Below are 23,287 nucleotides of genomic sequence, written 5' to 3' on the forward strand. Positions count from 1 at the left end.
GAAATACAATGTCTTCTATCTTAATTTCCCCAGCCGAACTTGCAGCCATGCCTGAAGATGACATCGTTATCATCGACACGCGTGCACCCGAAAGCTTTGCTGTGGGGCACATCTCAGGTGCGGTCAACCTGCACGACATCTTTACCTATCTGGCCACCTCAACCGCTGAAGGCATGGCCGAACTGACCCAGAAATTCGCCGATGCTTTTGGGGCTGCGGGCCTAGATGGAACCAAAACGGCTGTGATCTACGAACAGTCGATGAACACGGGTTTCGGCCAATCGTGCCGTGGGTATTTCCTGCTTAGCTACTTGGGTTATCCAAATATCAAAGTCCTGCATGGTGGCTTTGCCGCTTGGGAATCTGCAGACATGCCGGTGGCAACCGATGCCGTTTCACCCGCGCCCGCGACCTTTACAATTGATCCTTCCGCTGCAGCGCTGATGTTGGACTTAGACGACATGAAAGCGGCCCTAGATGATGCCGAGTTGACACTCTTGGATGTGCGCGACGTCGATGAATGGATAGCCACCAGTTCCTCGCCCTATGGCCCAGATTTTTGTCCGCGCAAAGGCCGTATCCCCGGCGCAAAATGGTTGGAATGGTACCGGATGATGAAGCCAACAGCAGGCGGTGCGATGATGAAATCCGCAGATGAGGTTATGGCGGAATGTGCCAGTGTCGGCATCACGACCGACACGCCTGTCTATATCTATTGCTTCAAAGGGGCGCGGGCGTCGAACACCTTTCTTGCCCTCAAGGAAGCGGGTGTCAAAGACGTGCGTATCTACTTTGGATCATGGAATGAATGGTCACGCGACATGAGCCTGCCGATCGAAGAGGGCCGCCCGTTTGCCTGATAAGATTACGATTGACTACTACTTCGCGCCAATGTCGGGCTATGCCTATCTTGGGCATGCCCGCCTTTTGAACATTGCAGCGCAGGCTGGCGCACAAGTCGTCTATCATCCGCTTGATATGGCCAAGGTGTTTGAAGCGGCGGGGTCGTTCCCGCCCGCGAAATATCCAGCAGTGCGCCAACATCAACGCAAAGCTGACATGATGCGTTGGGCGAAAAAACTGTCATTGCCGATCAATCCTACCCCAAAATTCTGGCCTACGCCGATGCCCTTGGCCTGTCAGGTGATTGTCGCAGCGAAACACCTGGGACTTGATCAGGGCGCTGTCACACAGGCCATCCTTTCGGCCGTTTGGACGCATGACTTAAACATCTCAGATGCTGCGGAGATTGCCACCGCACTCAGGCGGCAGGGCATTGCACCTGATCCAATTCTTGCGGCGGCCCTTAGGCCAGATATCATCACCGAGGCCACCTCCGAAACGCGAGATGCAATCGTATTAGGGGTTTTCGGATCACCGACTTATGTCACAGGTGAAGACTGGTTTTTCGGACAAGACAGATTGGAGTTCTTGGAATACCGATTGGGTGTTGCAGGCTTGATCTGAACCTCAGCCAAACAGCACGGCTGTTTATCGCTTCAATTAGGGTACAAACCGTCCAGAATTTTAAGTGTCCGAAACCAATTTTCGGGAACCGAACCTTGAAGCGTCACTTGCGCACGGTGGCAAGGTCTGCGCCTCGATTGTTGATGCGGACTGCAGCAAAAGAGCGGATTGGATGCTGCCCATCTGATCACATCTGAACGTCCGCTCTGGAACAATTCGCCGCATCGCCGAGATCGTTGTGCTGCGAGTGCGAGCAAATGCTGCGTGAGCAATAGCTGCATCTGCAAAAGGCAGCTTTGTCCGCAAAGCAGTCATCGGTGCTGTCAAATCGCTGCGCACCTGCTCGAATGTCCGCTTCGGGGAAGCCGCGTCGCAGCGTTGAGAGCTTGCATGAACGGCATCTGTGGGCCGTCCGCGTAACTTTGCAAAACTCACTTTCTGCTCATAGCAGACATCGGTGGTTGGCCTGTGTCTGTCACTTCGGGCTGAGCGTTACCATTGACCATGTCTAACAATTGCAAATGGCATTCCGCACGAGCAACGTAGGTATCTGTCATTTAGAAAAACCCGTGTCGCGTTATCCGTACCACTAACAATTTTAATAAAAAATGTTGGTTAATGATGTTCCCTGCGGTGACAGTTCGGGCGCAAAACCTAGGTGGTTTTCACCTTCCGTTCGCGCACCGCGATGAATAGGCCCGAGCTAAAGATCACCGCAGCGCCGATCCATGTGAAAATGTCTGGCACTTCGGCAAAGAACCACGCGCCGATCAGGGCGGTCCAAATCAGTTTGAGAAAATCAAATGGCATCAAGGCTGTGGGGTCGGTTTCCTTTAACGCTTGGCTTAGGGACATCTGTGCGATTGTGCCGAAAAGGCCGATCATCACCAGCCATCCAAGGGTATTTGTCCCGAATGGTTGCCAAACCCAAAGTGCTGGAATCACTGAAAAAACCCCCAAAAATATGCCCATGTAGGCCACAATTGTCAGGCTGGATTCCGTGCGCGACATGATCTTGATCAGGACCATCGCGACGGCCCAAAGGGCGGCCGCCCCGGTAACCAACAACGCACCTGTATCTATCGCCACAATGCCCGGTCGCAGGATGATCAGCATGCCCAGAAAACCGAAAATAATCGCCAGCCAACGGTAGATGCGAAAACGTTCGCCAAGCACCAGAACCGCCAAAATCGCCATAAAAATCGGGGCGGTGAAACTGAGGGCCGTGACCTTGGCCAAGGGCGACATCGATAGGGCGGTGAAAAACATCAGCATCGCGCCGATGTTAACCACGCCGCGCAAGGCGTGCAGCCCGATGTTTTGGGTTCGCAGCACCGCAAATCGCGAGCGCACCAGCAGCGGCAGTAAAAATGCCAGCCCGAAAATGTTGCGAAAAAAGGCGATCTGAAAGGGTGGTAGCGCGTCCGACACAAACCGCACCAGCGCGTGCATGATCGCAAATGCGACCGTCGATAGACACATCAGAAAAATGCCGCGTGCTGCTGGTGTTTGGCGGTGCCAAAGCGCGCGGAACCGCCCCAAACCTGTGGTCAACGTTGTCATATTTGCGTGATGTCCCCGTTCAACCGTATCGATTTGACGCGTAGCTCTTGCTTAGACAATGACGCCGCGTTTGGCAAATTCGAAACCGGCAAAGCAGCGGTCGGGATGTTGGGTTTGGAGCGTATGACGGCTTGCGAATCTCTAGAATTGTTCCTATTTTGTTCCTGACATCATTCAAGGGAAATCCGTAATGGAACCGCATGAAACCACGTTGAAAGTGCACTATATTTGCCAGACTTACGTCGAGAAAAAGAGCGGGCACGCGCAGCAGGGAAGTTTGGAAATCGGCAAGCAAATTCAATACACTACGGCATCCGAGGCGCAGGAACGCGCAGAGCGGGAATGCCGGTCTGCGGACACGGTTGGCGCGGACGCCTACATGGTAAGCGAAGATCCGAATTCCGGCGAAGTGAGCGTGCCGACGTTCCTTGCCAGATTCGGAAATGTTCCTGAAAACGACAGTTTTTGACGCGCTTTTGGTGCTAAAACCCGACCGCGTGACCGTCTTTGCGCGGGTCTGATCCGGCGCTGTAGCCTGTGTCGCCCAGTCGGCAAATCAGCTGCGCGCCACCAAAACCAAAGGCGTTGTCCGGGGCCTCCAGCGACACCGTGTGACCAAGGGATGTCAGCGCATCCAGGGTGGCTGTCGGCATCGTGTCTTCGCAGGCGATTTCCAGCCCTTCGACAAACCGCCAGCGCGGCGCATCAATGGCCATTTGCGGGTCTTGGCCCCAGATTTGCGTGCGCAAAACCATCTGTACATGGCCTTGTGCCTGCATCGGCCCGCCCATGACGCCAAAGCTCATGAGGGGTCCGTCCGGTCCCATCAGGAACCCTGGAATAATCGTGTGAAAGGGGCGTTTGTTCGGCCCGACACGGTTCTGGCTGTCGGGATCAAGTGAAAAACCAGCGCCGCGATTTTGCATGGAAATTCCGGTGCCGGGGATCGCAATGCCTGACCCGAAACCGGCGTAGTTCGACTGAATGAACGACACCATCATGCCCGACGCGTCCGCCGCTGTCAGATAGACCGTGCCGCCGTTTTTGGGCGCGCCGACGTTGAAATCCTGCGCGCGGGTTTGATCGATCAGGGCGGCGCGGCTGGCAAGATACGCGTCGTCCAAGAGGGCTGCGGCGGAAACATCGCTCATGTGATCTGCGTCAGCGACGTAGGTTTCGGCGTCGACCAGCGCCAGTTTCATGGCCTCGATTTGCAGGTGAAATGCAGCTGGATCATCGGCGTCAAGATCGCGGATCACGGTGTGTGACAGGATGCCGATGGCCATCAATGCGGCGATGCCCTGACCGTTTGGCGGGATCTCGTGCAGTTCCAGATCGTCGAAGGATTTGGAAATTGTGCCGCACCAATCAGCGGTGTGCGCGGCCATGTCGGCGCGGGTCAGGGCAGCACCGTGTTGGGCCGCAAAATCGCAGATTGCGCCAGCCAAAGCGCCTTTGTAAAACGCCTCACCTTTGGTGTCGGCGATTGCGCGCAGGGTGGTTGCCAAGGGGGCGTTGATGAACCGTTCGCCCGCTTTGGGGGCTGCGCCATTTGGCAAAAAGGTTTCTGCAAAACCGGGGTAGTCGCCAAGATCGAGCGCGGCGCGGCGCCACAATTCTGCGATCACCGGCGTCACGATAAATCCGTTTTGCGCGTAGTCGATTGCGGGTGCGAACAGCTCGGCAAAAGGCAGCTTGCCAAACCGCTCTGACAGCGACACCCACGCGGACACAGCGCCGGGCACGGTCACGCTTTCCCAGCCGCGAAATGGCATTTCGTTGTGTCCCGAAAACCGTTCCGGCGTCCATGTGGCAGGCGCGCGCCCCGAGGCATTCAGCCCGTGCAGTTCAGTGCCGTCCCAGACAATCGCAAAGGCGTCTGACCCGACGCCGTTGCCCGTGGGTTCGACCAATGTCAGCGTGATCGCCGTGGCAATTGCCGCATCCACCGCGTTGCCGCCCCGGGCCAACATCGACAGGCCCGCTTGGGCTGCCAAAGGCTGCGAGGTCGACACGATGTTGTCCGCCAAAACAGCCGAGCGGCGCGACGGATAAGGGTGCGTGGCGCGAATTTCCATGGTGTTTTCTTTCATTGCGGCTTTTTTCATTTCTGCGGATCAATCAGGTGTTTTGCCATCATCATGTGCACACCTTTTTCGCGGTTTACGGTTTGGGTGATGCGCAAATCACCCGCGAGACTGCACAGCATGTAGGCGTCTTGGCGGCTGATGCCTGCGCGCTCGGACACCAGTTTGATCATGTCGCGCAAGGCCATTTTCACGCAAGCATCTAGGTCGGGTGCCATGCCCATCGTGATGTAATGCGTTGGGGTTTCGGCCTGTGGATAGCTTAGGTCGCGATGCTTTAGAACACTCAGCCGGAACCGTCCCTGAAGGGCGGTTTCAATGGCGGTCACGCAGACCTCGCCGTCGCCCTGCGCGCCGTGCCCGTCGCCGCACGAAAACAGCGCGCCGTCGTTGAAAACCGGCAGGAATAGCGTGGTGCCCGCCACCAGTTCCTTGTTGTCGATGTTGCCGCCGTGGATTCGTGGTTCGATAGTCGAAATCCGGCCCCAGGTGGGCGGCGGGGCCACGCCCATGACGCCAAAGAATGGCGCAAGTGGCAATTCTAATCCCCAAGGCAACGCGGCGATGCCACGCGCGGCATCCAGCGGAATGATAGTGTGGTGATGATCCGTGAAATCATCGGGCAGGGTGCCTTTGAGCGGGCCGTGATAGTTAAACCCCCAATCCTGTCGCAGGGCCACATCGAGAATATCGACTTGTAGAACATCGCCCGGTTTTGCGCCTGAAACCGCCACCGGTCCGGTCAAGATGTGGCCGGGCATCGCGGGCACACCGGCGGCGTGAATTTCTAGCAACTCAGGCGGCACGTGGAACCCGTCACCTGGCAAGTTCATCGGCCCGCCAGAGACCGAATTGATCACAATTTCATCGCCACTTGCGATTGTCACGGCGGGCGCGCGCGAGGCGTCGAAGTAGCCCCAATGGCAGGTCTCAATCGATGCATTCAGGGTCGTCATTGGGCCAGTATTCCTTCGATCAGAATTTGAACGCGCAGGGCTTCTTGGATCGTTGCAAGGCGGTTTGGTTTGCCATTCATCAACAGCACCAGATCATCCAGTTGAGCCTTGAGGCTGGTCGCCCTCGGGTCTGCGGGATCTGGTGTTGCCGGGGTGAAATCGCCACCTGACGACACGGTGTCACGGTAAAAATCCGACACGCGGCGGCTGGTTTTTGACCCTTTGATTGTGACCTCTTGGCGGTCGGGCTGCGCGCCGCCGACGCTGCCCATGATCGTCACAGGCAGGCCTGCGTGGTTGACCAAACGCGCGGCCACGTGGGTTTCGCACAAATCACTTTGCGCTGGATAATCGGGGCGGGCCCAGACCAATTCGAGCGGCCCCAAGATGCGTTCGCTAAAGAATAGGAAATGCGAGATTACTTCGCGGGTCATGCCTCCTTCACCCCGAAACCGCAGCCAATCAGCAGCCATTTGCCATGCGCGCGGCCAGTGTGCGTAGGTCACGACGATGTCGACGCCGGCCAAATCACCCAGCGCACCAGACTGCGCTGCGGCTGACACGTCGGTCAGGGCGGCCCCTGCGGCTTGGGTGAAATTGACCGCTGCTGGCACGCCGGATGCTGCTAATTGTTCGACCAAATCGCGGCTTTCGGCGACGTCGATGCCCAGTGGTTTTTCCAGGAAAACCGCTTTGTTTTGTGCGGCGGCGGCCAAAGCATAGGCCTTGCGCGGGACCGGCGGGCAGGCGAGATACACCAGATCGGCCGCCGCAATTGCATCTGCGGCATTGGCGGCAATCGTGGCGTTCGGGGCCAGTTTTTGGGCGGCCTGACAGGCGGCGGCGTCCGGATCCCAAATCGCGGTCACCGAGAATTCCGGGTGCAGAACCATGTGTTCAACCATGCGCTGACCCATGATGCCCAAGCCGATCACGGCGGTTTTGATCGTCATCTAAATCTCCTGACGTGGTGTTGTGGCGAAATGTGATCGCTCATTCGGGCGGGGTCAACCACGCCTGCACTTCGGGGGTCAGGGCGCTGACGTCAAATTGAAAGGCCCCGTGCCCGAATTCCGAGTGCAGATGGGCGTGTCGGACGGGGACGTCGGCAGTGTGCAGGGCCTCGGCCAGTGTTGCGATTTCGTCGCGCGGATAGCGCCAATCGCTTTCGTAACTGACCAGCAAAACGGGGGCTTTGATGGCTGCAACGGCGACCTGAAGGCTGTCGTAGCCCGCCGCCAAATCGTAGAGATCGACGGCCTTGGTCAAGTACAGCAGCGAATTTGGGTCAAAGCGCAGGGTGGCGCGGGCGCGGACTTGCGCCAAGAACTGCTCGACTGCGAATTCAGGTGCGAATTTTTGGGTGGTTTCAGGGGGCGTTTCAGATGCAGGTGCACGGCCGAATTTGGCGGCCAGCGTTTCGCGATCCAACCACAAAACCGAGCCGATCATCGCGGTCATGCCGATCCCTTGCAGCGGCGGCGTGCCCGCGTAATACTGCCCGTCTTGCCAATTTGGATCGGCGTAAACCGCTTGGCGCATCAGTTCCCACAGCGCGATGGTGTAGGCCGATGTGCTGGCTGTCGCGCTGATCGCAATGGCGCGGTTCAGTCGGTCGTGATGGCGGCGCGCGAATTCCAGAACCTGAAACCCACCCATGCAGCCACCGATGGCCAGCGCCAGTTTTTCGATGCCAAAATGATCCAAGAGGCGCGCCTGCGCGTCGGCCATGTCAGCGATGCGAATTACAGGAAAATCCATGCCATAAGGTCGTCCGGTTTCGGGGTTTTTGGACGCAGGTGAAATCGATCCGCCGCTGCCCGCTGGCACGTTGGCGCAGATTACAAAATAGCGGTTGGTGTCCAGCATTTTGCCGGCACCAATGGCACAATCCCACCACGGTTTGACGCCATCCTGGGCCGGACTGCCGCCTGCGTTTTGCGAATTGGTCATGCCGTGACAGACCAAAATTGCGTTGCTGCGATCCGCGTTCAGAACCCCGTAGGTTTCAACCGCAAGGTGGGGGTCAGACAAGGTCTGGCCCGACGCTAAAGCCAGCGGGCTGTCCAGAAAAATGGTCTGTTTTCGCTCATTCATTGCGGTTTTCCCTATCGCGAACCATCCCCGAGGTGACCAGCAACTTCTTGACAGGTCTTTTCGGTATGCTAGGCTTTTCTTGCAATAGTTGTACTAGAAATTACTTTTCGTTCGATATTTTTAAACCGACTCTGCTGACGGCTCATATTATTTTCCGAGTACAGCGCGTCGCACCACGTCTTGCAAGCGAGACAGAGGGATTTATTATGAACCGTCCGGTTTCTCCATCCGAAATGCTGCGCAAACCGGTGTCTTATGACGCTGATATTTTGCTGCCGTTTATGCCGTTTGGCCCGATTGAACGCCCGTCGCTGGCGTTGGGGATCTTAAAGGCGGCGCTGCTAAAGGCGGGGTTGTCGACGCAAGTGACCTACCCAAGCTTTGATTTTGCCGAAGAAATCGGATCGGCCCCTTATGCTGAACTGGCGTGGGTGCGCGAGGAAAACATCGGCGAATGGATGTTTTCCGCCGCTGCATTCCCCGACTTTGACGGCGATATTGACGGCTACATGGCGCGCGTCACCGGGTTGTTTGCCAAGACCGAAGACGAAGCATTGATCGTGCGGGACTGGCTGATGACCGTGCGAAAACAAGCGGTTACGTTCATCGAAAACATGGCGCAAGACATCGCCGCATCGGGCGTCAAAATTTTGGGCTGCACCTCGACCTTTCAGCAGCACTGTGCGGTGTTGGCGCTGACGCGGCGGGTCAAGGAATTGAACCCCGCCATCGTCACCATTTTGGGCGGGGCCAATTGCGAGGCCGAAATGGGCGTCGCCACGGCGTTGGAATTTCCGTGGGTCGATCTGGTGGTGTCGGGCGAGGCCGAAGAATTGCTGCCAACGCTGTGCAAAACGATTTTGGCCGGAAAACTGGCTGACACACCGTTGCCGGCGGGCGTTTTGGGCCAGAACATCCGCACCCACCCTGATCCTTACAAAGCGCCACCTCGGGCCAGCGCCGATTTGAACACCTCTCCGACGCCGGATTTTGACGACTTTTTCGAAGGGCTGGATGGCTACGCGCTGAGCGCTGAAATCACGCCGGCGCTGATGATCGAAAGTTCGCGGGGCTGCTGGTGGGGCGCGATCAAGCATTGCACGTTTTGTGGGCTCAACGGTGGGTCGATGTCGTACCGTTTTAAACCAGCAGAGCAGGTGATGGGCGAGTTGGACGAGATGAGCGCCCGCTATGGTCTCACGCGGTTTCTGGTCGTCGACAACATCTTGCCGCTGGATTATTTCGACACGCTGTTGCCGCAACTGGCGGAGCGTGGCGCGCCTTATCATCTGTTTTACGAGATCAAGGCGAACATCCATTTCGACCAGCTTCAGCTGTTGCGCGACGCGGGCGTGACGTGGTTGCAACCGGGCATCGAAAGCTTTCATGACGGCGCGCTGAAGCTGATGGACAAGGGCACGCCGGCTTGGAACAACATCCAGTTGCTAAAATGGTCGCGCGAATTGGGCACCACGCTGACGTGGAATTACCTGTGCGGATTTCCGGGCGAAGAGGATGCGTGGTATTCCGAAGTTGCCGACTGGATTCCGCAGATTGAGCACCTGCAGCCCAGCCGTGAATTGCGCCCGATCCGCATTGACCGCTTCAGTCCGTATCACCAACGACCGACCGAATATGGCATCGATTTGCAGGTGAATTGGGCGTACAAACACATCTATCCGCTTGATAACGAAGGTTTGTCGCGCTTGGTCTACATCTTTCATTCCGCGTCGGAGTTTGAGCTGAATTCGTCACCTTTCCGCATGAAAGGCACCAGCGATCTAGAGGAATTCCCGTCTTTGGGCAGCCCCGGTCGTGATGCGTTGCAAGCGCGATTGCGGGTGTGGCATGCCAGTTTTCAGGCCAATCTGCCGCCCATTTTGGCGATGGAGGAACACCCCGATCAAACGACGATTTTGGACACCCGCGCGGTGTCGCTGGCACGCCGCGTTGTGCTGGACGGCGATGCGCACCGGGTCCACCGCACGTTGCACGGCGCGCGCCCGTTTGGTGGTGTGCTGAAGGCAGTTCAAAGCGACGGAAAAGCGGCGCTGAACGAGGCCGAAGTGCAAGCGATCTTGGATGACCTGATGGCGCGCAATCTGGTGCTGAACATTGGTGGGCGCTATATGGCGCTGGCGGTTCCGGGCGATTTGCCGGCACTGCCGAAATCCAACGAAGAAGGGTATCCCGGCGGCTGGATCAACCGCAACGCAGCCCTGCCGATGAAAGACCGGGCAGCCCGCTATCAAGAACGGGTGACGTCGTGAACAAGGCCGCGCCCAACCTGGTGATTTCGGAAGAAAAAGCCTTTGAGGTTTGGGCGCAAATTTGTGGGCATATCAACGGAATGGCACTGGGCGGTAGCCTGCTGGCGTTGCGTGTGGCGGGGCATCTGAAGGGTGCGCCGCTGACGTTAGACCGGATGAACGGCAACGCCGGCTACCTGAACGGGTTGCTGCATGCGATGGCCGCGATGGGCTGGTTGAACGAACCGGTGGACGGCGTTTGGGATTGGACGGATGCGGGGCGTGATTTGATCCGGCAGGCTGACCTGCTTGAGCACATTCCGACCCTGCTGGACGCGGCAGATGCGCTGCTGGATAGGGCCGATTGTGACCTGCCTGATATTGCGTCGGTCCCCGCCCCGCTGGGCCTGATTTTGCAAGGATACCTGTTGGCCCCGCTGATGCTGGGATGTGCTGCACGCCAAGATGCCATTGCCCCCCCAAACAGCCATGCAACGTTGCGCGCGTTGGGTTGGATCGATGAAAACGGCGCGTTCAATGACCTTGGCCAAATCGCGCTGTCACAAGCCGGAGCATACCACTATCCGGTGACCTATTTGCCGACTTTGGCGCGAGTTGGCGAACTTTTGTTCGGTGATCCCATGGGCTTGCGGGCCCGAACAGCGACCCAAGAGGAAACCCATGTGGATCGCGCCCGCGACATTCTATTTTCAGGGCTGGTGTATCAACACTCGGTTGGTCCTGCGATTTGGGACCGGCTGCGCGATGTTCTGACATCCGCCCAAGCGCCGCGCTACATTCTGGATCTGGGGTGTGGGGATGGTCAGATGCTGGCCGAAATCGGCAAACGCGCGCCCAGCGTTCAGCTGATCGGGATGGAGTACAACCGTGTCGCGCAGGCCACAGCGGCAGAGCGGATTTCTGGCTTTCCCAACGCCTTTGTTATTGCTGGTGACATCGGCGCGCCGCAGGCCACAATTGCGGCGTTAACGGAACGCGGGATCGACCCCAAAGACGTGTTGCTGATCACCAAATCCGTGGTTCACAATCGCAGTTGGACGCCGCCCACTGGCCCGCTGGTTTCCGGCGACACGCACGCCATGGCCGCAACACCCGACGGCGCGATCATCACAGGTGACGCATTGGCGCAAAACCTGACGGAATTTTTTGCCGCGTGGCACCCGTTCGTGGGCCCACACGGGTTCTTCGTGATCGAACCGCATGCAATTGCGCGCGCGACTTTGCGGGCCAATTTGCACCGCAGCATCGGGCCGTGTCTGGAATACACGCATTGCCTGTCGAACCAGTTGCTGGTGCAGGCGGATTGCTTGCGCCGATGTGCCGGTTTGGCCGGATTTGTCAGCCGCTATTCAACCGGCATCGGCGCTGGTACATTGGGCTATGACCACATGAGCGTCGATCATTTCTTTGTCGCCTAGGCCCTGCTAGGTCGCGACAATTGCCACCACGGCGATGTTGGTGTTGAGCGCGCTGGTGCCGACATTCACGACGACGGACTGAAACTCTATACCAGCATTGACCCCACCAACATTGACGTTGACCGATTGAGGCCCTGCAGCGGCCAAATTCATGATGTCATCATCGCTGAGGTTCGAGGTGTCGGGTGCGAGCGGCAAAACCACGTGATGGGTGTCGCCAGTGTTCTGCACAAAGTGCAAACGCACACCGTCGGGCAGGGGCAGAAAATGGCCAAGCCCGTTGATAAAATCGGCGCGACTGGCCTCAAAGTCGTCGGCACCCGGCACCACAATATGCACGTCGCGGTCGGTGTTTTGCACGACAACCGGTTTGGCCCCACTGGGCACGCTGACGCCCGCATCCCCGAGCACAGCTGCGGGATCAGAGATCAATTTCTCTTTGTAATCTGTGTCTTGCCACGCTTGGGCGATGACACTGGCGAGGGCCACTTTTTGTTTGTCGCTGCTTGCCATGATAAGGTTCCTTTCTAAAGGTGAAACGCCCCGCCCGCGCAGTGCAGGCAGGCGGGGCATGGATTGAATTTAGGTCGCCACGATTGCCACAACGGCGATGTCGACACCGGCGTTCACGTTGACGCCGACGTTGACGTTGCCACCGACGTTGACGTTGGCACCTTCGTTGACGTTGACCGCGTTGTTGACGTTTGCGCCCACGCCGGACGCCATGGTCATCACGTCGTCATCAGACATGTCCTGCAAGTTTGGCGCTTGCGGGATAACCATGTGCCGGTCGGTTTCGGTGTTTTGCAACATGTGCAGACGCACGCCTGCGGGCAGTGGCAACATCCAGTTGATGCCGTTCATGAATTGCTCGCGCGTTTCTTCAAAGTCTTCGGCGTGTTGGGCCACAACGTAGACGTCTTGTGCGGTGTTCTGCACGACTTTTACGTTGGTGCCTTTGGGCACGTCTAGCCCTGCGTCAGACAAAACGCCCGCGGGGTTCGCGACCAGTTCCGCCAAAAAGCCGGGGTCTTTCCAGGCGTTGGCCACGACCTCCGCTCTGATGACTTTTTCCTTATCACCTTCTGCCATATCGATGTCTCCTTTGTTGAAATGCAATGCCGGGGTGGCACTGAACGCGTTTGACAGTCTGTCGGGTTGCACCTGTTTTACGGCCCCGTTAGGGATCATCCGGCCAAGTGCGGCCGGTATTCGGTTACGCCCCTAGTTGGGGTTGCGCAGGCGTTTGGGGTTGATCTGTCGCGCCCACGGGCACCTGAAATCCAAGCGCGTCGTGGCCGTGGTGTGGTTCTTCGTCCAGCAAACCTGCAGTGAAAAGCTGGTTCATGACCTCAAAGCTGTGCGCGGCGGGAATGCTCAGGAAACTGCTGACTTGCCCCGCGATTTGGTCCGCCGTGTAGGAGCCTTGCGCGATCATCGCCCCGATCATGCGGGTGGCGGGACCGGATTGAACCTCGTGTTTGCGGAACCGGTTGGTGACGTTAAATCCGTTGGCCACAGGCGCGTGGGTCAGGTCATCGCGAAAGGCGACAATCCGGTCAGGGGCGACTTCGGTTGGCATGTGGTCCTCGATGATCTGGTCGATCAAGGCGCGCAAAGATGCGGCATCGGTGAACGTGCCTTGCGCCACGGTCCAATAGCCCAGCTGCCAGCGTTCGGTCGCATGGCACGGCGTGATCAGGCGCACGGATCGATCCACCATGTTGACCAAAAACCCGCTGACGCAGGCCGTCGTGAACGTGGCATCATCGGCCAGCCGCTCTTCCTTGTCGCGCGCCACGTTCTTTTTGTGCCGCTCCAGCGCCCTGCCGGAGATCGACTTGGTCGGGTTGAACGCCTCGCGGTTTTGCGGAATGCATTCGACAAACGCCAGCTCCTCCGGGGTGAAAGCGTTCAGAATTTCGTTCCACTGGCGCAGGGTCAGGATCGAAAAGCGGTCAATGAAACCGTTGCGTTCCTCGGACAGTTTCAGCAGTTTTTTGACCCGCTCGACGTGCTTTTGCGGCTGCGCGGTCGTGGTTTGCGGGAATTCGCCGTTGATGTCGTGGAAATCACACAAGAAATCTTCGTAATCGGGGTTGTCCAGCGGATCGGAGGCCCAGTAGCAAAAACCCATTGAGGCGGCTTGGCCCATCACGTCCTTGATCACGTTCAGCGTGTCGCTCCACAGCGCTTGGTTTTCGGGTGTGCGCAGGAACTGGCTGCCCAATTTGGGGGCCGCGACGGAACAGAACCAGCAGCCGACCGAACAGCCCTTGGACAGTTCGTAGCAGACAGGGGCGTGGACCACGTATTCAGCTTTGTTGCCGCCCAAATGGCTGACGCAGCGCGCCACCATCCGGTCACGCCAAATCGCAAAGCGGTCGTTCAGCGGGGTGGCAAGACGGCGGTAGCGATCGCGTCCGGCGACCTTTTCGTTCTGGTAATTCAGGTAGCGTTTGACGGACAGGGGCAGGGCCGCAAAATCATCGATCTCGTGGCGATGTTCTTCGTTCCACAGGCTGCGAATTTCGGCGTGATCGCGTTCTAAACCGTATTCTTGGGCGGCCGCCGCAGGATCAGCTGCCGCCTTTTCGCGAAACACCGCATCGGCGTACCAGCGTTCGATAAAACGCTTGGTGTGGCCAAGGTCTGCGCGATACGCCGCATCGGCATTTTCGCGGCGAAACACCACGGGGCGAATGTCTTCGGGGGCATGCCAATTGTTTGCTGATTTGTTCATTTTAGATCTCCCTTGCTGGGATCGGGTTCTTCAAAAAGCAGTCCCCGGTCATAAAGTGCTACGTTCAAAAAATGCATCGTGTTTTCGGCTGGCGCATCTAGGGCCAGCGCGATGTCCATCGCCGTGTGTGTGCCGCTGGCGATCAGATCACCGATGCCGCGCATGTCGGCATCATGGGTGACGGTGTGGCGCTGATAACGGGTCGAGACGGTAAATCCGGCCTCGCAGGGCTGGTAATTTAGATCCTCGCGCAGACGCACCGTGTCGCGGTGGCTCAGCGATGTGGCCATCTGTTCGTTGATCATGCGCAACAGGATGCGGCGCAAATCGGCAGCGTCCGCAAACGTGTCGTGATCCAGCACCCAATGGCCCAGTGGCCAGCGTTTTGTGGCGTTGCACGGCGTGATCAACTGGACGGATCGGTCGACCATGTTGATGTAAAATCCGGACACACAAGCGATAGTCGAGGTCACATCGTCTTCCATCGGTTCTTCGCGGCCCAGTTCGACCATTTTCAAATGCCGTTCCAGCGCGCGCCCCGCGATGACCTTTTTGGGGTCTAGTGCTTCGCGGTTTTGCGGCACACATTCGACAAACGCGAGTTCTTCGGCGGTGAATGCCTCGTGAATGGCGTTCCACTGTTTCAACGTCAGCACCGAAAACCGTTCGATCACACCGCCATTTTCATCCGACAGCTTCAGCAGATTCTTGACCCGCTCGACGTGTTTTTCCGGCTGCGCGGTGGTGGTTTGCGGGAACGATCCTTGGATGTCGTGAAAGTCCATCAAGAAGTCTTCGTATTCGGGGTTGTCCAGCGGATCGGTCGCCCAATAGCAGTAGCCACCGCGCGCGCCTTCGCCCAAAATCTCGCGCATGACCTCTAGGCAGTCACGCCAGGTTTGGCGGTTTTCGGGGGTGTAGGGCCACTGCGTGCCCATTTTTTCGGCCGCAACCGCGCACCATCCGCAGCCCAGCGAACAGCCTTTGCCCAGCTCGATACAGTAGGGCGCGTGGACCAAACGATCAGCTTTGCGCCCCAAATGGCTGCGGCTGCGTTTGATCTGACGTTCGCGCCAAATGCGCCAGGTGCGGTTTTCAGGTGTGCCTTCGGTGCGCAGCAAATCAGAGTGGCCACGTTTTTCGTCCATCATCGCGTGATAGCGCAGGGCGGCTGCAGATTCTGCGCGCCGCTGATGGGCGGGTTGGTTCAAATCCCACAGGCTGCGCACGTGTTCGGGATGGCGCAGCAGCCCCCAATCTTGGCACGCCTCAACCGGGTTCACCGCCATCTTTTCGCGGAATTTGTTGTCAGCGGCAAAGCGTTCCAACAGCCGTTTTGTGTGCCCGACGCAACTGCGATAATGCGCGTCTGCGGCGGCGTGGTCATAGATGATTTTCCGGATTTCGATGTCTTCGACAGCCTTGGGGATCATTGCGGCCTCCTTTCGCACCAGAACTGGTACATCTGCAAAAATGTCAGGGGATAAAGGCGTTCGAACGCGGCCCAGTAGACCAGATTTGTCGCCTGTGGATCGTCGGGAAACAGCGCGCGGTAGCTGGCCAGAACTTCGCCGGGCAATTCAAAACCGATCAGGCGTAGACCCAGCTGGTCCAGTGTTTCGGCCAGCTTTGGCAGAGTGAACCGGTGTTCCTGAACGTGAAAGATCAAATCGCGCACGCCGCTTTGGTAGTAAAAGTCGCGGGTTGTGGGGCACAATTGCGCCGGATGATCGGGCGGTAAATCAGCGATCACGCGCCGGGCTTGTGCGATGCCCTGCGGTGTGGCGAGCAGGGCGTGATCGGCCACAATTTGCTGGCCAGCAACGATGCCTTGGCGGGCCACTTCGGAATACAGCGCGATTTTCATCACACCGCCAGGGTTCAGGCAATTGACCAGTTGGGTCCAGCCCGCGACCGGATCTTGCATGTGGTGCAGCACACCCGAGCTGACAATCACGTCAAATTTGCGCCCCCAATCGCAGAGCCCCAGAATGTCGCCGTGCAGCAGGCTGACGCCGGTGACGCCCAGTTTGCGGGTCATACGGGTGCCATAGGCAAGGCTTGCGCGGCTCAGATCGATGCCGGTGACATGGGCTGCGTCAAACTGCGACGACACGCCGGTCAGATCACGGCCCGTGCCGCATCCGGCCACCAGAATTTGCGGCTGCGCAAAATCGCGCTGAGGCTTCCAATGGGCAAATTGACGGCGTAAAAATACGTCAATTGTTGTGCGCGAGGTCCGCGACAAAGTCCGCCAGCGCGGGTAGGGGTTTTGTTCGTATTGTGCGTTCACGGCGCGTGACACATCATTTTCCAACGTGGCCATAGCGGGCAGATCGCGGGCGATTTCGCGTTCTTGGTCCAGATCGTGGATTTGGTGCTGGATCAGATCGTCCAGCACGCTTGTTTGCCCCTGATCCAGCCACTGCCGCGCGGCGGGCAGGTCGGTGAGCGGTGCAAACAATGCCTGCGCGAGCAACCCGTTAACGGTTGCAGCCTGCGGTCCAGCTGCCAGATCGCGCAGCAATTTGACCTCTTGGGGGTCGGCGGGCAGTAGGTATTCGTTCAGCCAACTTTGCTGTGCTATTGCCTCGGCCAGCCACAGGGTGGCCTGCGGGATGCGTTCGTTGCCAATCAACACCAACAGCAAGGCGCAGCGCAGGTTTTGAACGCTGGTTTCAAACCGGAAATCGCTGATGATTTGACGGCGCAAAACCTTGCAGAGCAAAGGCGGGGCGGTTGCTGCGAACCTGTGCACCGCGTCGGGATCAGACCAATCACCTTGCCAGAACGCCTCCATTTCGGTGGCGTCCAGCAACGTCGCAAGGGATGCCTGCGCCAGTGATTCAATTTCCAGATCGGCGATGTCGTAGCTGGCCTCGATCACCGACGCATCCGGCAGCAAACGCGCGCCCTGCGGCAGTTTTGCAAGGCAGCGCAAGAACACCTGTCGGGCGGGCAGGAACCCCGGATTTTGGCGCAAGATCTGGTCCAAAAGGCGCACGGCATCGGCGTAGGCCCCTTGGGCGAACATGACCTCGGCCAGCACATATTGCGGATTCAACAGCTCTGGCGCGTCGCTGACGATTTTCTCAAGTCCTGAACGCGCGGCAGATAAATTGCCGCGCATCCAGTGCACCACTGCGCGTCCCGTGCGGGCGGTGTTGTTGTTTGGATCAAGGGTTAAAGCACGTGAAAACCGGTTCCACGCGGTGTCGATGTCGTTGCGCCCTTGGGCGACGCTGCCCCACAGTGCGAACTGCTCGGCGCTGGCGGTGTCCTTGGCGCACAGGGTCGCAAAGGCGATCTCGGCGGCATCAAGTTTGCCAATCATCAGTGCAACACGGCCAAAAACCTCGCGCTCAGGCGGGGTTTCGGGCAGGCCTGCGCCGCTGAGCAACTGGATCAAAGCGGCAGCACTGTCTTGCGTCGGCAAAATGTTCAGGACTGATTGAGCCAGCGCGCAGGCGGCCTCGGTTTGACCCAGACGGGCCTTTTGCATGGCTTCGTCCAGCAAGGTAGCGGCTGTGGATTGCGTGTCGTGTTTGGTCATTCTGCGGCCTCGCGAAAGACACCCATTTGCGAGGCGAACTGCACAAAGCGCGCGTCGTAACTGCCTGATTTTTCGGGAATGTTGGTGATGTCACCACCGGGAAAACGGTTCGGCAATTCAGGCACATCGCCCGCCAGCGCCAGTGTCAAATAGCGATCTTTCAGGCGCAGCATCAGCTTGCGCGCGACCAGTTCATCCAGCGCGGCCGCCACAGCCGCGGGATCCTCGTCAGGCAGTGCGGCAAGGATGTTGGGCATCGATCGCGCGTCAGCACAGGCCAGATAAATCAGGCGATCCAGCCCGCTAAGAACCACGCGGCGCGGCGTGCCAACGGAACGGGTGTCCAGCAAGATGATCTGGTCGTCGCGCACCGTCATCGCCAACATCGGCTTTAGCCCGTCGCGGTGCGAAATCGCCCAGTTTTGCACAACGGCGCGAAAGCTCGCGTGCTGCTGGCCGTCTTGACCACGTGCGCCCAGATCGATTGCGTGACGTTCATCTTCAAAGAAATACGCCATGTCATCGAGTTGTTCGCGCGACATCGGATAAATGTAGGAATAGCTGCGCAACGGGCGCAGTCGCAGACCAAATTTTTCCGGCGTGTTGTGGTAGGGGCTAAAGCGGTCGAACCGGATCATGCCGACACCGGCGGGCGGTTGCAAATGCGCGATCAGCGGCAACCATTCGGCGACCTCGTCGTACCAGTCGTCTTGTTCCCCGGGAAAGCCCATAAGGATGTTCCACGACAGTCGAACACCGCTTTCGCGCGCGTATTTCAGCAATTGCACATTGATCATTGCGGTCGTGCCTTTGTCCATCAAATCAAGGACATCGTCGTGCAAGGATTCAACGCCGGGCTGGATCCAATTGGCGCCGGCTTCGGCCAGCAGGGCAACTTGTTCGCGGCGCAAATTGGCCTTGGTTTCGTAGAATAGCGTGTACCCGCTGTCCGCTTCGATCAGCTTGGGCAGCACGGTCTTCAGGTGGGTCATGTCGATGATATTGTCGACAACGCCAAAGTCTTTGACGCCGTGGGTTTGGGCCAGATGGTGAAAATTCTGCACCGCCTCGTCGCCTGATTTCGCGCGATAATTCATGCCGCTGCCGTTCAGGCCGCAGAACGTGCAATGGTGTTTTTGGCCCCACCAACAGCCGCGCGAGGTTTCCACCAGCACGCCCGGCGACACGTGATCGCGAAAGGCGACGCCGTTCAACGTGTCGAAATAATCGGTGTAATCAGGGCAGGGCGACACGTCCATATTTTCGATCGTCAACCGCCGTGGGCGTGTTTTGGGCGGCGTGGCGCGGTGCCAAGGGGCGTGCACGCCGGGCAAGTCGATGTGCGCATCGCGGCCCTGTTCCAACAGTGTTTTGCACAGCTTGGGAAAGATCACTTCGGCCTCGCCGTTCACCACGTAATCGACCCAGTCAAACGCGCGGTGCAGGGTCTGGCCCATGATTTCTTCGCAGTTCGCACCGCCCATGACCGTCACCACGGTTGGGTCCAATTCGCGCGCACGCCGCAACAATGCCAGCGACGCGGTGTTTTGCTGGAACATCGACGTACAGCCGATAACTTTGGGTCCGTGGGCCAGCAACGCGCGCGCTGTCATGTCGACAAATTCGGCAGAGCGATCGCGCAGAAAATCAATGTCTTCGCGAAAGGTCGGGCTGTCAGCAAGCCGCACCAGTTTGTAATATTCGTCCTCGTCGGGTTCAAAATCGGGGAAGGCGGCGCGCGAAAACACCCATTCGGCCATCATCGCCTCGACCCGCAAATTACCGACTGTGGCGACCAGCGGCAAGGATGCGATGTCGGCCCACCACAGATCCGCGTGAAAAACGCGCGCGCTGATGTCTTGGCGCGCAAGGGCAGATTTCAGGATGCCAAGCCCGATCGAGGGGCGCTGAGGCGAGGCAAACGGCATTGAGACGAGGGCAATATCAATCATCAATCTTTACCTTCAAAATGTTGGTGTGAAAAACCTTGCAATACGCGGGCCAGATCGGGGCCGCTGGCAAAACGATCAGTCGCCAAAACCTTGTAACCGTCGGGCCATTTTTCACTGGATGCACAGGGCGCAATCAGGCGGGCGTGGCGCGTCACCATGTTGATCAAAACGCCCGACACGCAGGCGATTGTCGCGGGGGCATCGGTGATCGCGGAGCGTGCCGTGGCCCGGGGATCACTGCGCGCCCGACCGGTTAACGCCTTGGCTTGGGCTGCCCCGCGGTTTTGCGGGATGATGTCGACGAACAGCAATTCGCGCGGCGAGAATGCAGCGTGCAAGGTGTGCAACTGGCGCAGTGACAGGATCGAAAAGCGATTGAAATCAGCACCCTGCGCGAACGAACTTTGCAAAAGTGCGCGCATCCGGTCGATTTGGCGCGGGGCCAGTGCGGTGGTTGTGGCGGGATACCGACCCAGAATTGCGTGGAATTCTTGGGCAAAGATTTCGTAATCGGGGTTGTCTAGCGGGTCCGTTGCCCAGAACAAAATGCCCTGTCCTGCGGCGGGGCCGGCAAAGGCGTGGATGGCCTGCAACACCTCGCGCCACAGGGCGACATTGCGGTCGCTTGCGTGAAAAGTTTGCTCTAAACCTGCGGCGGACAGACCGCAAAACCAGCACCCGACAGAGCAGCCTTGGGTCAGCTCAAACGCGACGGGCAGATGCAAAATCGCGGTGTTGTAGGCGGCTGTCAGTTCGGTCTGGCAGCGCGTGATTTGGCCTGTGCGCCAGTCTGCAAAGGCCGCGTTTTCTGGCGCGCAGAGGTCGCGCATTTGCACCCGTTTTTGGGCGCGAAATTGCAGATAGTGGGCAAACAGCTGGGTGATGTGCGAGGCGTCGCTGGGCTGGTCTGTGGCACTGGGCGACAGATACGGGCGCAGTTCGGTGGGCGACATCGGCAGGTCAAATTCGGGCAGGTCCAGATCAAACCCGGCGGCGTCCAGACGCGCGCGCAGTTTGGCATCGGCCAACCACGTGTCGGTAAAACGCTTGATCCGTGCGAGGGCATTAAGATCAGCCTCGGTTGCGCCAAAACGCGCCTGAAATTCCTGTTCCAGACGGGGGCGTATGGGGTGCGGCGCTGAAACTTGCGCGCCTGTCAGAGCAGCGTGGGTGTTCATTTCGCACCCTCCGGTTTTGCGCCGCGCACGTAGACCGTGTCACCGGCGACAACCCACGGTGTGGCGCGGCGTTGCAGCACGGCGCGGTAGCCTGCGTCCGTCAGAAAGCGGTCGACTTGCGGTTCGCTGGCTGACTGCAAATAACGCGGCTGGTAATTCACTTCGGTCACGATCATGCGCAGGTTGGCAAGCAGGGCAGTTGCCCCATGGAACGCCAGCAGTTCGCCGCCCTGAACATCGGCAACCATCACATCAAAGTCTTTTAGATCAAAGCCTTGGGCTGCGATCAGCCCGTCGACACGGCGGGTATCCACGGCCACTTTACCTTGGGTTTCAATGAACTGCGGCATCGGTTCGCACAGAGAGCTTTCGCCCGGATCACACGCCAAATGCAGGGTCGATGTGCCATCCGCGTCGCTGGCGGCAGCACACACCGCGGCGATGCGGACGTGGCGCGGGCTGTCAGAAAGTCGATCCAGTTGATCCAGCCAAGACTGCCAAAATCCGACATGCGCGCTGAGTTTTTCAAACTGCACAGGGTTCGGTTCGACGAACAAAATATTGCGAAATCCAAGGGCGATGTAGGTTTCCAGCTCTTCTCCGATGGAGCCGCCCAAATGCAGCACACCGGTGCGCGCAACGCCGTGGTGATCAAACAGCGCTTCATGCCCGCCCATGCGATCGGGCACTTTCAGCTGCGCGTGGGTCAGCCAATCATCCGTCTGGGGGGCTGCATTTATGGTGTCCACGCGCCCCATCAGATGGTGGCCTGCGTGGGCCGTTTTATGGACGCGAATTTAACCACGCCCAGACCGTCCGCGGCAGAGCGATCGAACACGGTGTAGTAGCCATTCAGCAGGGGCAGCCCCAAAATGAACGGCGCGGAAAAGCTAAAGATGGTGAAGGAGGCGGAGCCGTCCTCGTGCGCGTTCAACTGCCAATAATTCTGCGGTGGAATGGTCAGGCGAACGGGCGCGTCTGTGCCGTGAAGTTCGACGGTGACATCGGGCCAGCCGTCTAAATCAGCCGCAGTGCGCACAAGGTTGGTGTCACTGATCGCAGCCCTGAATTTTGGCGAAATTTCTGCAAAGGCCGCCAGCATTTGCGTGTAGACTGCGGCGGGCACGGCGATACCATTGGTGCCGGTGTCGATGATGGAATTTGACGGGGTGCCTGCAAAGCTGTCGGGCACTTCGATCCGCTGATCGCCAACATACACGGCGATCATGTGGGTGTTGTAATAGGCGTCGTGCACGATTTGGGCTGCCTGAAAGTCACCCTCGTACAGGTCGGTTTCTTCGGCTCCGGCCCCAAACACGACCTCGCCGTGGTTCAGCGGATCGGTGTCTGGCGTGTCCGTGCCGTAGTGAATGCGCGAGCGGTGCGTGTAAAATGCGAACTTGTTGGCGACGACGCCTGTGGTTTCCAAATGCGTGAAATAGGACGGCAGATTGACCGTTTCCTTTTTCGTCGGAGTGCCGATGGCTTTGTACGCCCACGCGGCGGATTTGATGCCAATGTCGGTGAAGGTGTTCAGCGGCGCATAGGCCAGCCCCATGATCCCGTCAGCCGTGCCAAAGGGTTGCCCGGCGGCGGGCGGAATCAGGGTGACATTTACCGTCGCAAGGCCGGCTTCGGGGGTGTTGTCGCCCTCGGTCATGGTCAGGCTGGTGTTGACCACAGGGCCGGTAAAACCTGCCGGGTTCGATCCGTAGCTGAGGTGTTCCAGATAGGTGGTTTGTTCCAGATCTTTGGACACAACGTCGTGCACATTGATCGCCAGCGAACTGCTGCCAGTGTCCAAAAGCAAATGCACCGGCCGGTCATGCGCACCGATTTCAAAAATCGCAGTATAGTCGCCTTTAGCTTGTAAATTGCTAATTGGCAGACGGAAGACATCTGTGGGTGTGGCAGGTTTTGGTGGCATAACTTCCCCTCAAAATCACGACCCATTTACCAGCCCAAGATGTGCGGGTGGCTTTGGCGCAGTTCGAGGTAGAAGA

19 protein-coding genes are annotated in these 23,287 nt (G+C 58.4%); 5 read left to right on the plus strand and 14 right to left on the minus strand.

Annotated features, from left to right (window positions below):
* Positions 1–8 precede the first annotated feature (8 nt).
* Together ACFIO0_RS04590 and ACFIO0_RS04595 are read left to right on the plus strand one after the other, a co-directional pair.
* Positions 9–860, plus strand: a complete 852-nt coding sequence (locus ACFIO0_RS04590; protein ID WP_390914028.1) for a rhodanese-like domain-containing protein — start codon at positions 9–11, stop codon at positions 858–860.
* A complete protein-coding gene (locus ACFIO0_RS04595; protein WP_390914030.1) occupies positions 853–1,467 on the plus strand; it encodes a DsbA family protein in 615 nt (204 codons plus the stop codon). Before ACFIO0_RS04590 ends, ACFIO0_RS04595 begins: the two co-directional genes overlap by 8 nt.
* Positions 1,468–2,121: 654 nt before the next feature.
* On the opposite strand, the gene ACFIO0_RS04600 is transcribed toward ACFIO0_RS04595, so the two are convergent.
* The gene (locus ACFIO0_RS04600) at positions 2,122–3,030 is read right to left on the minus strand and encodes an EamA family transporter (protein ID WP_390914032.1); all 909 of its coding nucleotides are present in this window, start codon (positions 3,028–3,030) and stop codon (positions 2,122–2,124) included.
* Between the two features lie 190 nt (positions 3,031–3,220).
* Between ACFIO0_RS04600 and ACFIO0_RS04605 the strand changes: the two genes are divergently transcribed.
* A complete protein-coding gene (locus tag ACFIO0_RS04605; protein WP_390914034.1) occupies positions 3,221–3,499 on the plus strand; it encodes a hypothetical protein in 279 nt (92 codons plus the stop codon).
* A 13-nt stretch (positions 3,500–3,512) separates the two neighbouring features.
* Here ACFIO0_RS04605 and ACFIO0_RS04610 read toward each other — a convergent pair whose 3' ends face one another.
* Genes ACFIO0_RS04610 through ACFIO0_RS04625 form a run of 4 tightly spaced genes read right to left on the minus strand, consistent with a single transcriptional unit; the run spans position 3,513 to position 8,170 of the window.
* Positions 3,513–5,108: a gamma-glutamyltransferase gene (locus tag ACFIO0_RS04610; RefSeq protein ID WP_390915279.1), complete on the minus strand. Its 1,596-nt coding sequence runs from the start codon at positions 5,106–5,108 to the stop codon at positions 3,513–3,515.
* A 26-nt stretch (positions 5,109–5,134) separates the two neighbouring features.
* Positions 5,135–6,073, minus strand: a complete 939-nt coding sequence (locus ACFIO0_RS04615) for an acetamidase/formamidase family protein (protein ID WP_390914036.1) — start codon at positions 6,071–6,073, stop codon at positions 5,135–5,137.
* On the minus strand, positions 6,070–7,026 hold the full coding sequence (locus tag ACFIO0_RS04620) for a Gfo/Idh/MocA family oxidoreductase (protein WP_390914038.1): 957 nt from the start codon (positions 7,024–7,026) through the stop codon (positions 6,070–6,072). The genes ACFIO0_RS04615 and ACFIO0_RS04620 overlap by 4 nt, the downstream gene beginning before the upstream one ends.
* A 40-nt stretch (positions 7,027–7,066) precedes the next feature.
* Entirely contained in the window at positions 7,067–8,170 is a 1,104-nt protein-coding gene (locus ACFIO0_RS04625; protein ID WP_390914040.1) for a homoserine O-acetyltransferase, read from the minus strand.
* 206 nt (positions 8,171–8,376) lie between these two features.
* On the opposite strand from ACFIO0_RS04625, the gene ACFIO0_RS04630 reads away from it, so the two are divergent.
* A complete protein-coding gene (locus ACFIO0_RS04630; RefSeq protein ID WP_390914042.1) occupies positions 8,377–10,440 on the plus strand; it encodes a RiPP maturation radical SAM C-methyltransferase in 2,064 nt (687 codons plus the stop codon).
* On the plus strand, positions 10,437–11,858 hold the full coding sequence (locus ACFIO0_RS04635; protein WP_390914044.1) for a hypothetical protein: 1,422 nt from the start codon (positions 10,437–10,439) through the stop codon (positions 11,856–11,858). The genes ACFIO0_RS04630 and ACFIO0_RS04635 overlap by 4 nt, the downstream gene beginning before the upstream one ends.
* Positions 11,859–11,864: 6 nt before the next feature.
* Here the strand turns inward: ACFIO0_RS04635 and ACFIO0_RS04640 are convergent, their stop codons facing one another.
* From ACFIO0_RS04640 to ACFIO0_RS04680, 9 genes are all read right to left on the minus strand, one after another.
* On the minus strand, positions 11,865–12,371 hold the full coding sequence (locus ACFIO0_RS04640; RefSeq protein ID WP_390914046.1) for a nitrile hydratase subunit alpha: 507 nt from the start codon (positions 12,369–12,371) through the stop codon (positions 11,865–11,867).
* Positions 12,372–12,440: 69 nt separating this feature from the next.
* Entirely contained in the window at positions 12,441–12,950 is a 510-nt protein-coding gene (locus ACFIO0_RS04645) for a hypothetical protein (RefSeq protein ID WP_390914048.1), read from the minus strand.
* Positions 12,951–13,074: 124 nt separating this feature from the next.
* Positions 13,075–14,601, minus strand: coding sequence for a radical SAM family RiPP maturation amino acid epimerase (locus tag ACFIO0_RS04650; protein ID WP_390914050.1), 1,527 nt, complete (start codon positions 14,599–14,601; stop codon positions 13,075–13,077).
* The gene (locus ACFIO0_RS04655) at positions 14,598–16,034 is read right to left on the minus strand and encodes a radical SAM family RiPP maturation amino acid epimerase (protein WP_390914052.1); all 1,437 of its coding nucleotides are present in this window, start codon (positions 16,032–16,034) and stop codon (positions 14,598–14,600) included. Before ACFIO0_RS04655 ends, ACFIO0_RS04650 begins: the two co-directional genes overlap by 4 nt.
* Positions 16,031–18,154 (minus strand): methyltransferase domain-containing protein, encoded by a 2,124-nt coding sequence (locus ACFIO0_RS04660; protein WP_390914054.1) that lies wholly within the window; start codon positions 18,152–18,154, stop codon positions 16,031–16,033. The genes ACFIO0_RS04655 and ACFIO0_RS04660 overlap by 4 nt, the downstream gene beginning before the upstream one ends.
* Complete coding sequence (locus tag ACFIO0_RS04665; RefSeq protein ID WP_390914056.1) at positions 18,151–20,106, minus strand: RiPP maturation radical SAM C-methyltransferase; 1,956 nt, start codon at positions 20,104–20,106, stop codon at positions 18,151–18,153. The genes ACFIO0_RS04660 and ACFIO0_RS04665 overlap by 4 nt, the downstream gene beginning before the upstream one ends.
* Positions 20,106–21,284: a radical SAM family RiPP maturation amino acid epimerase gene (locus ACFIO0_RS04670; RefSeq protein ID WP_390914058.1), complete on the minus strand. Its 1,179-nt coding sequence runs from the start codon at positions 21,282–21,284 to the stop codon at positions 20,106–20,108. Before ACFIO0_RS04670 ends, ACFIO0_RS04665 begins: the two co-directional genes overlap by 1 nt.
* Entirely contained in the window at positions 21,281–22,042 is a 762-nt protein-coding gene (locus tag ACFIO0_RS04675; protein WP_390914060.1) for an FkbM family methyltransferase, read from the minus strand. Before ACFIO0_RS04675 ends, ACFIO0_RS04670 begins: the two co-directional genes overlap by 4 nt.
* Positions 22,042–23,211 (minus strand): pepsin-like aspartyl protease, encoded by a 1,170-nt coding sequence (locus tag ACFIO0_RS04680; RefSeq protein WP_390914062.1) that lies wholly within the window; start codon positions 23,209–23,211, stop codon positions 22,042–22,044. Before ACFIO0_RS04680 ends, ACFIO0_RS04675 begins: the two co-directional genes overlap by 1 nt.
* Positions 23,212–23,287 lie beyond the last annotated feature (76 nt).

It is taken from the genome of Pseudosulfitobacter sp. SM2401, assembly GCF_042932805.1.
In the GTDB taxonomy this organism is placed as follows: Bacteria; Pseudomonadota; Alphaproteobacteria; order Rhodobacterales; family Rhodobacteraceae; genus Ascidiaceihabitans.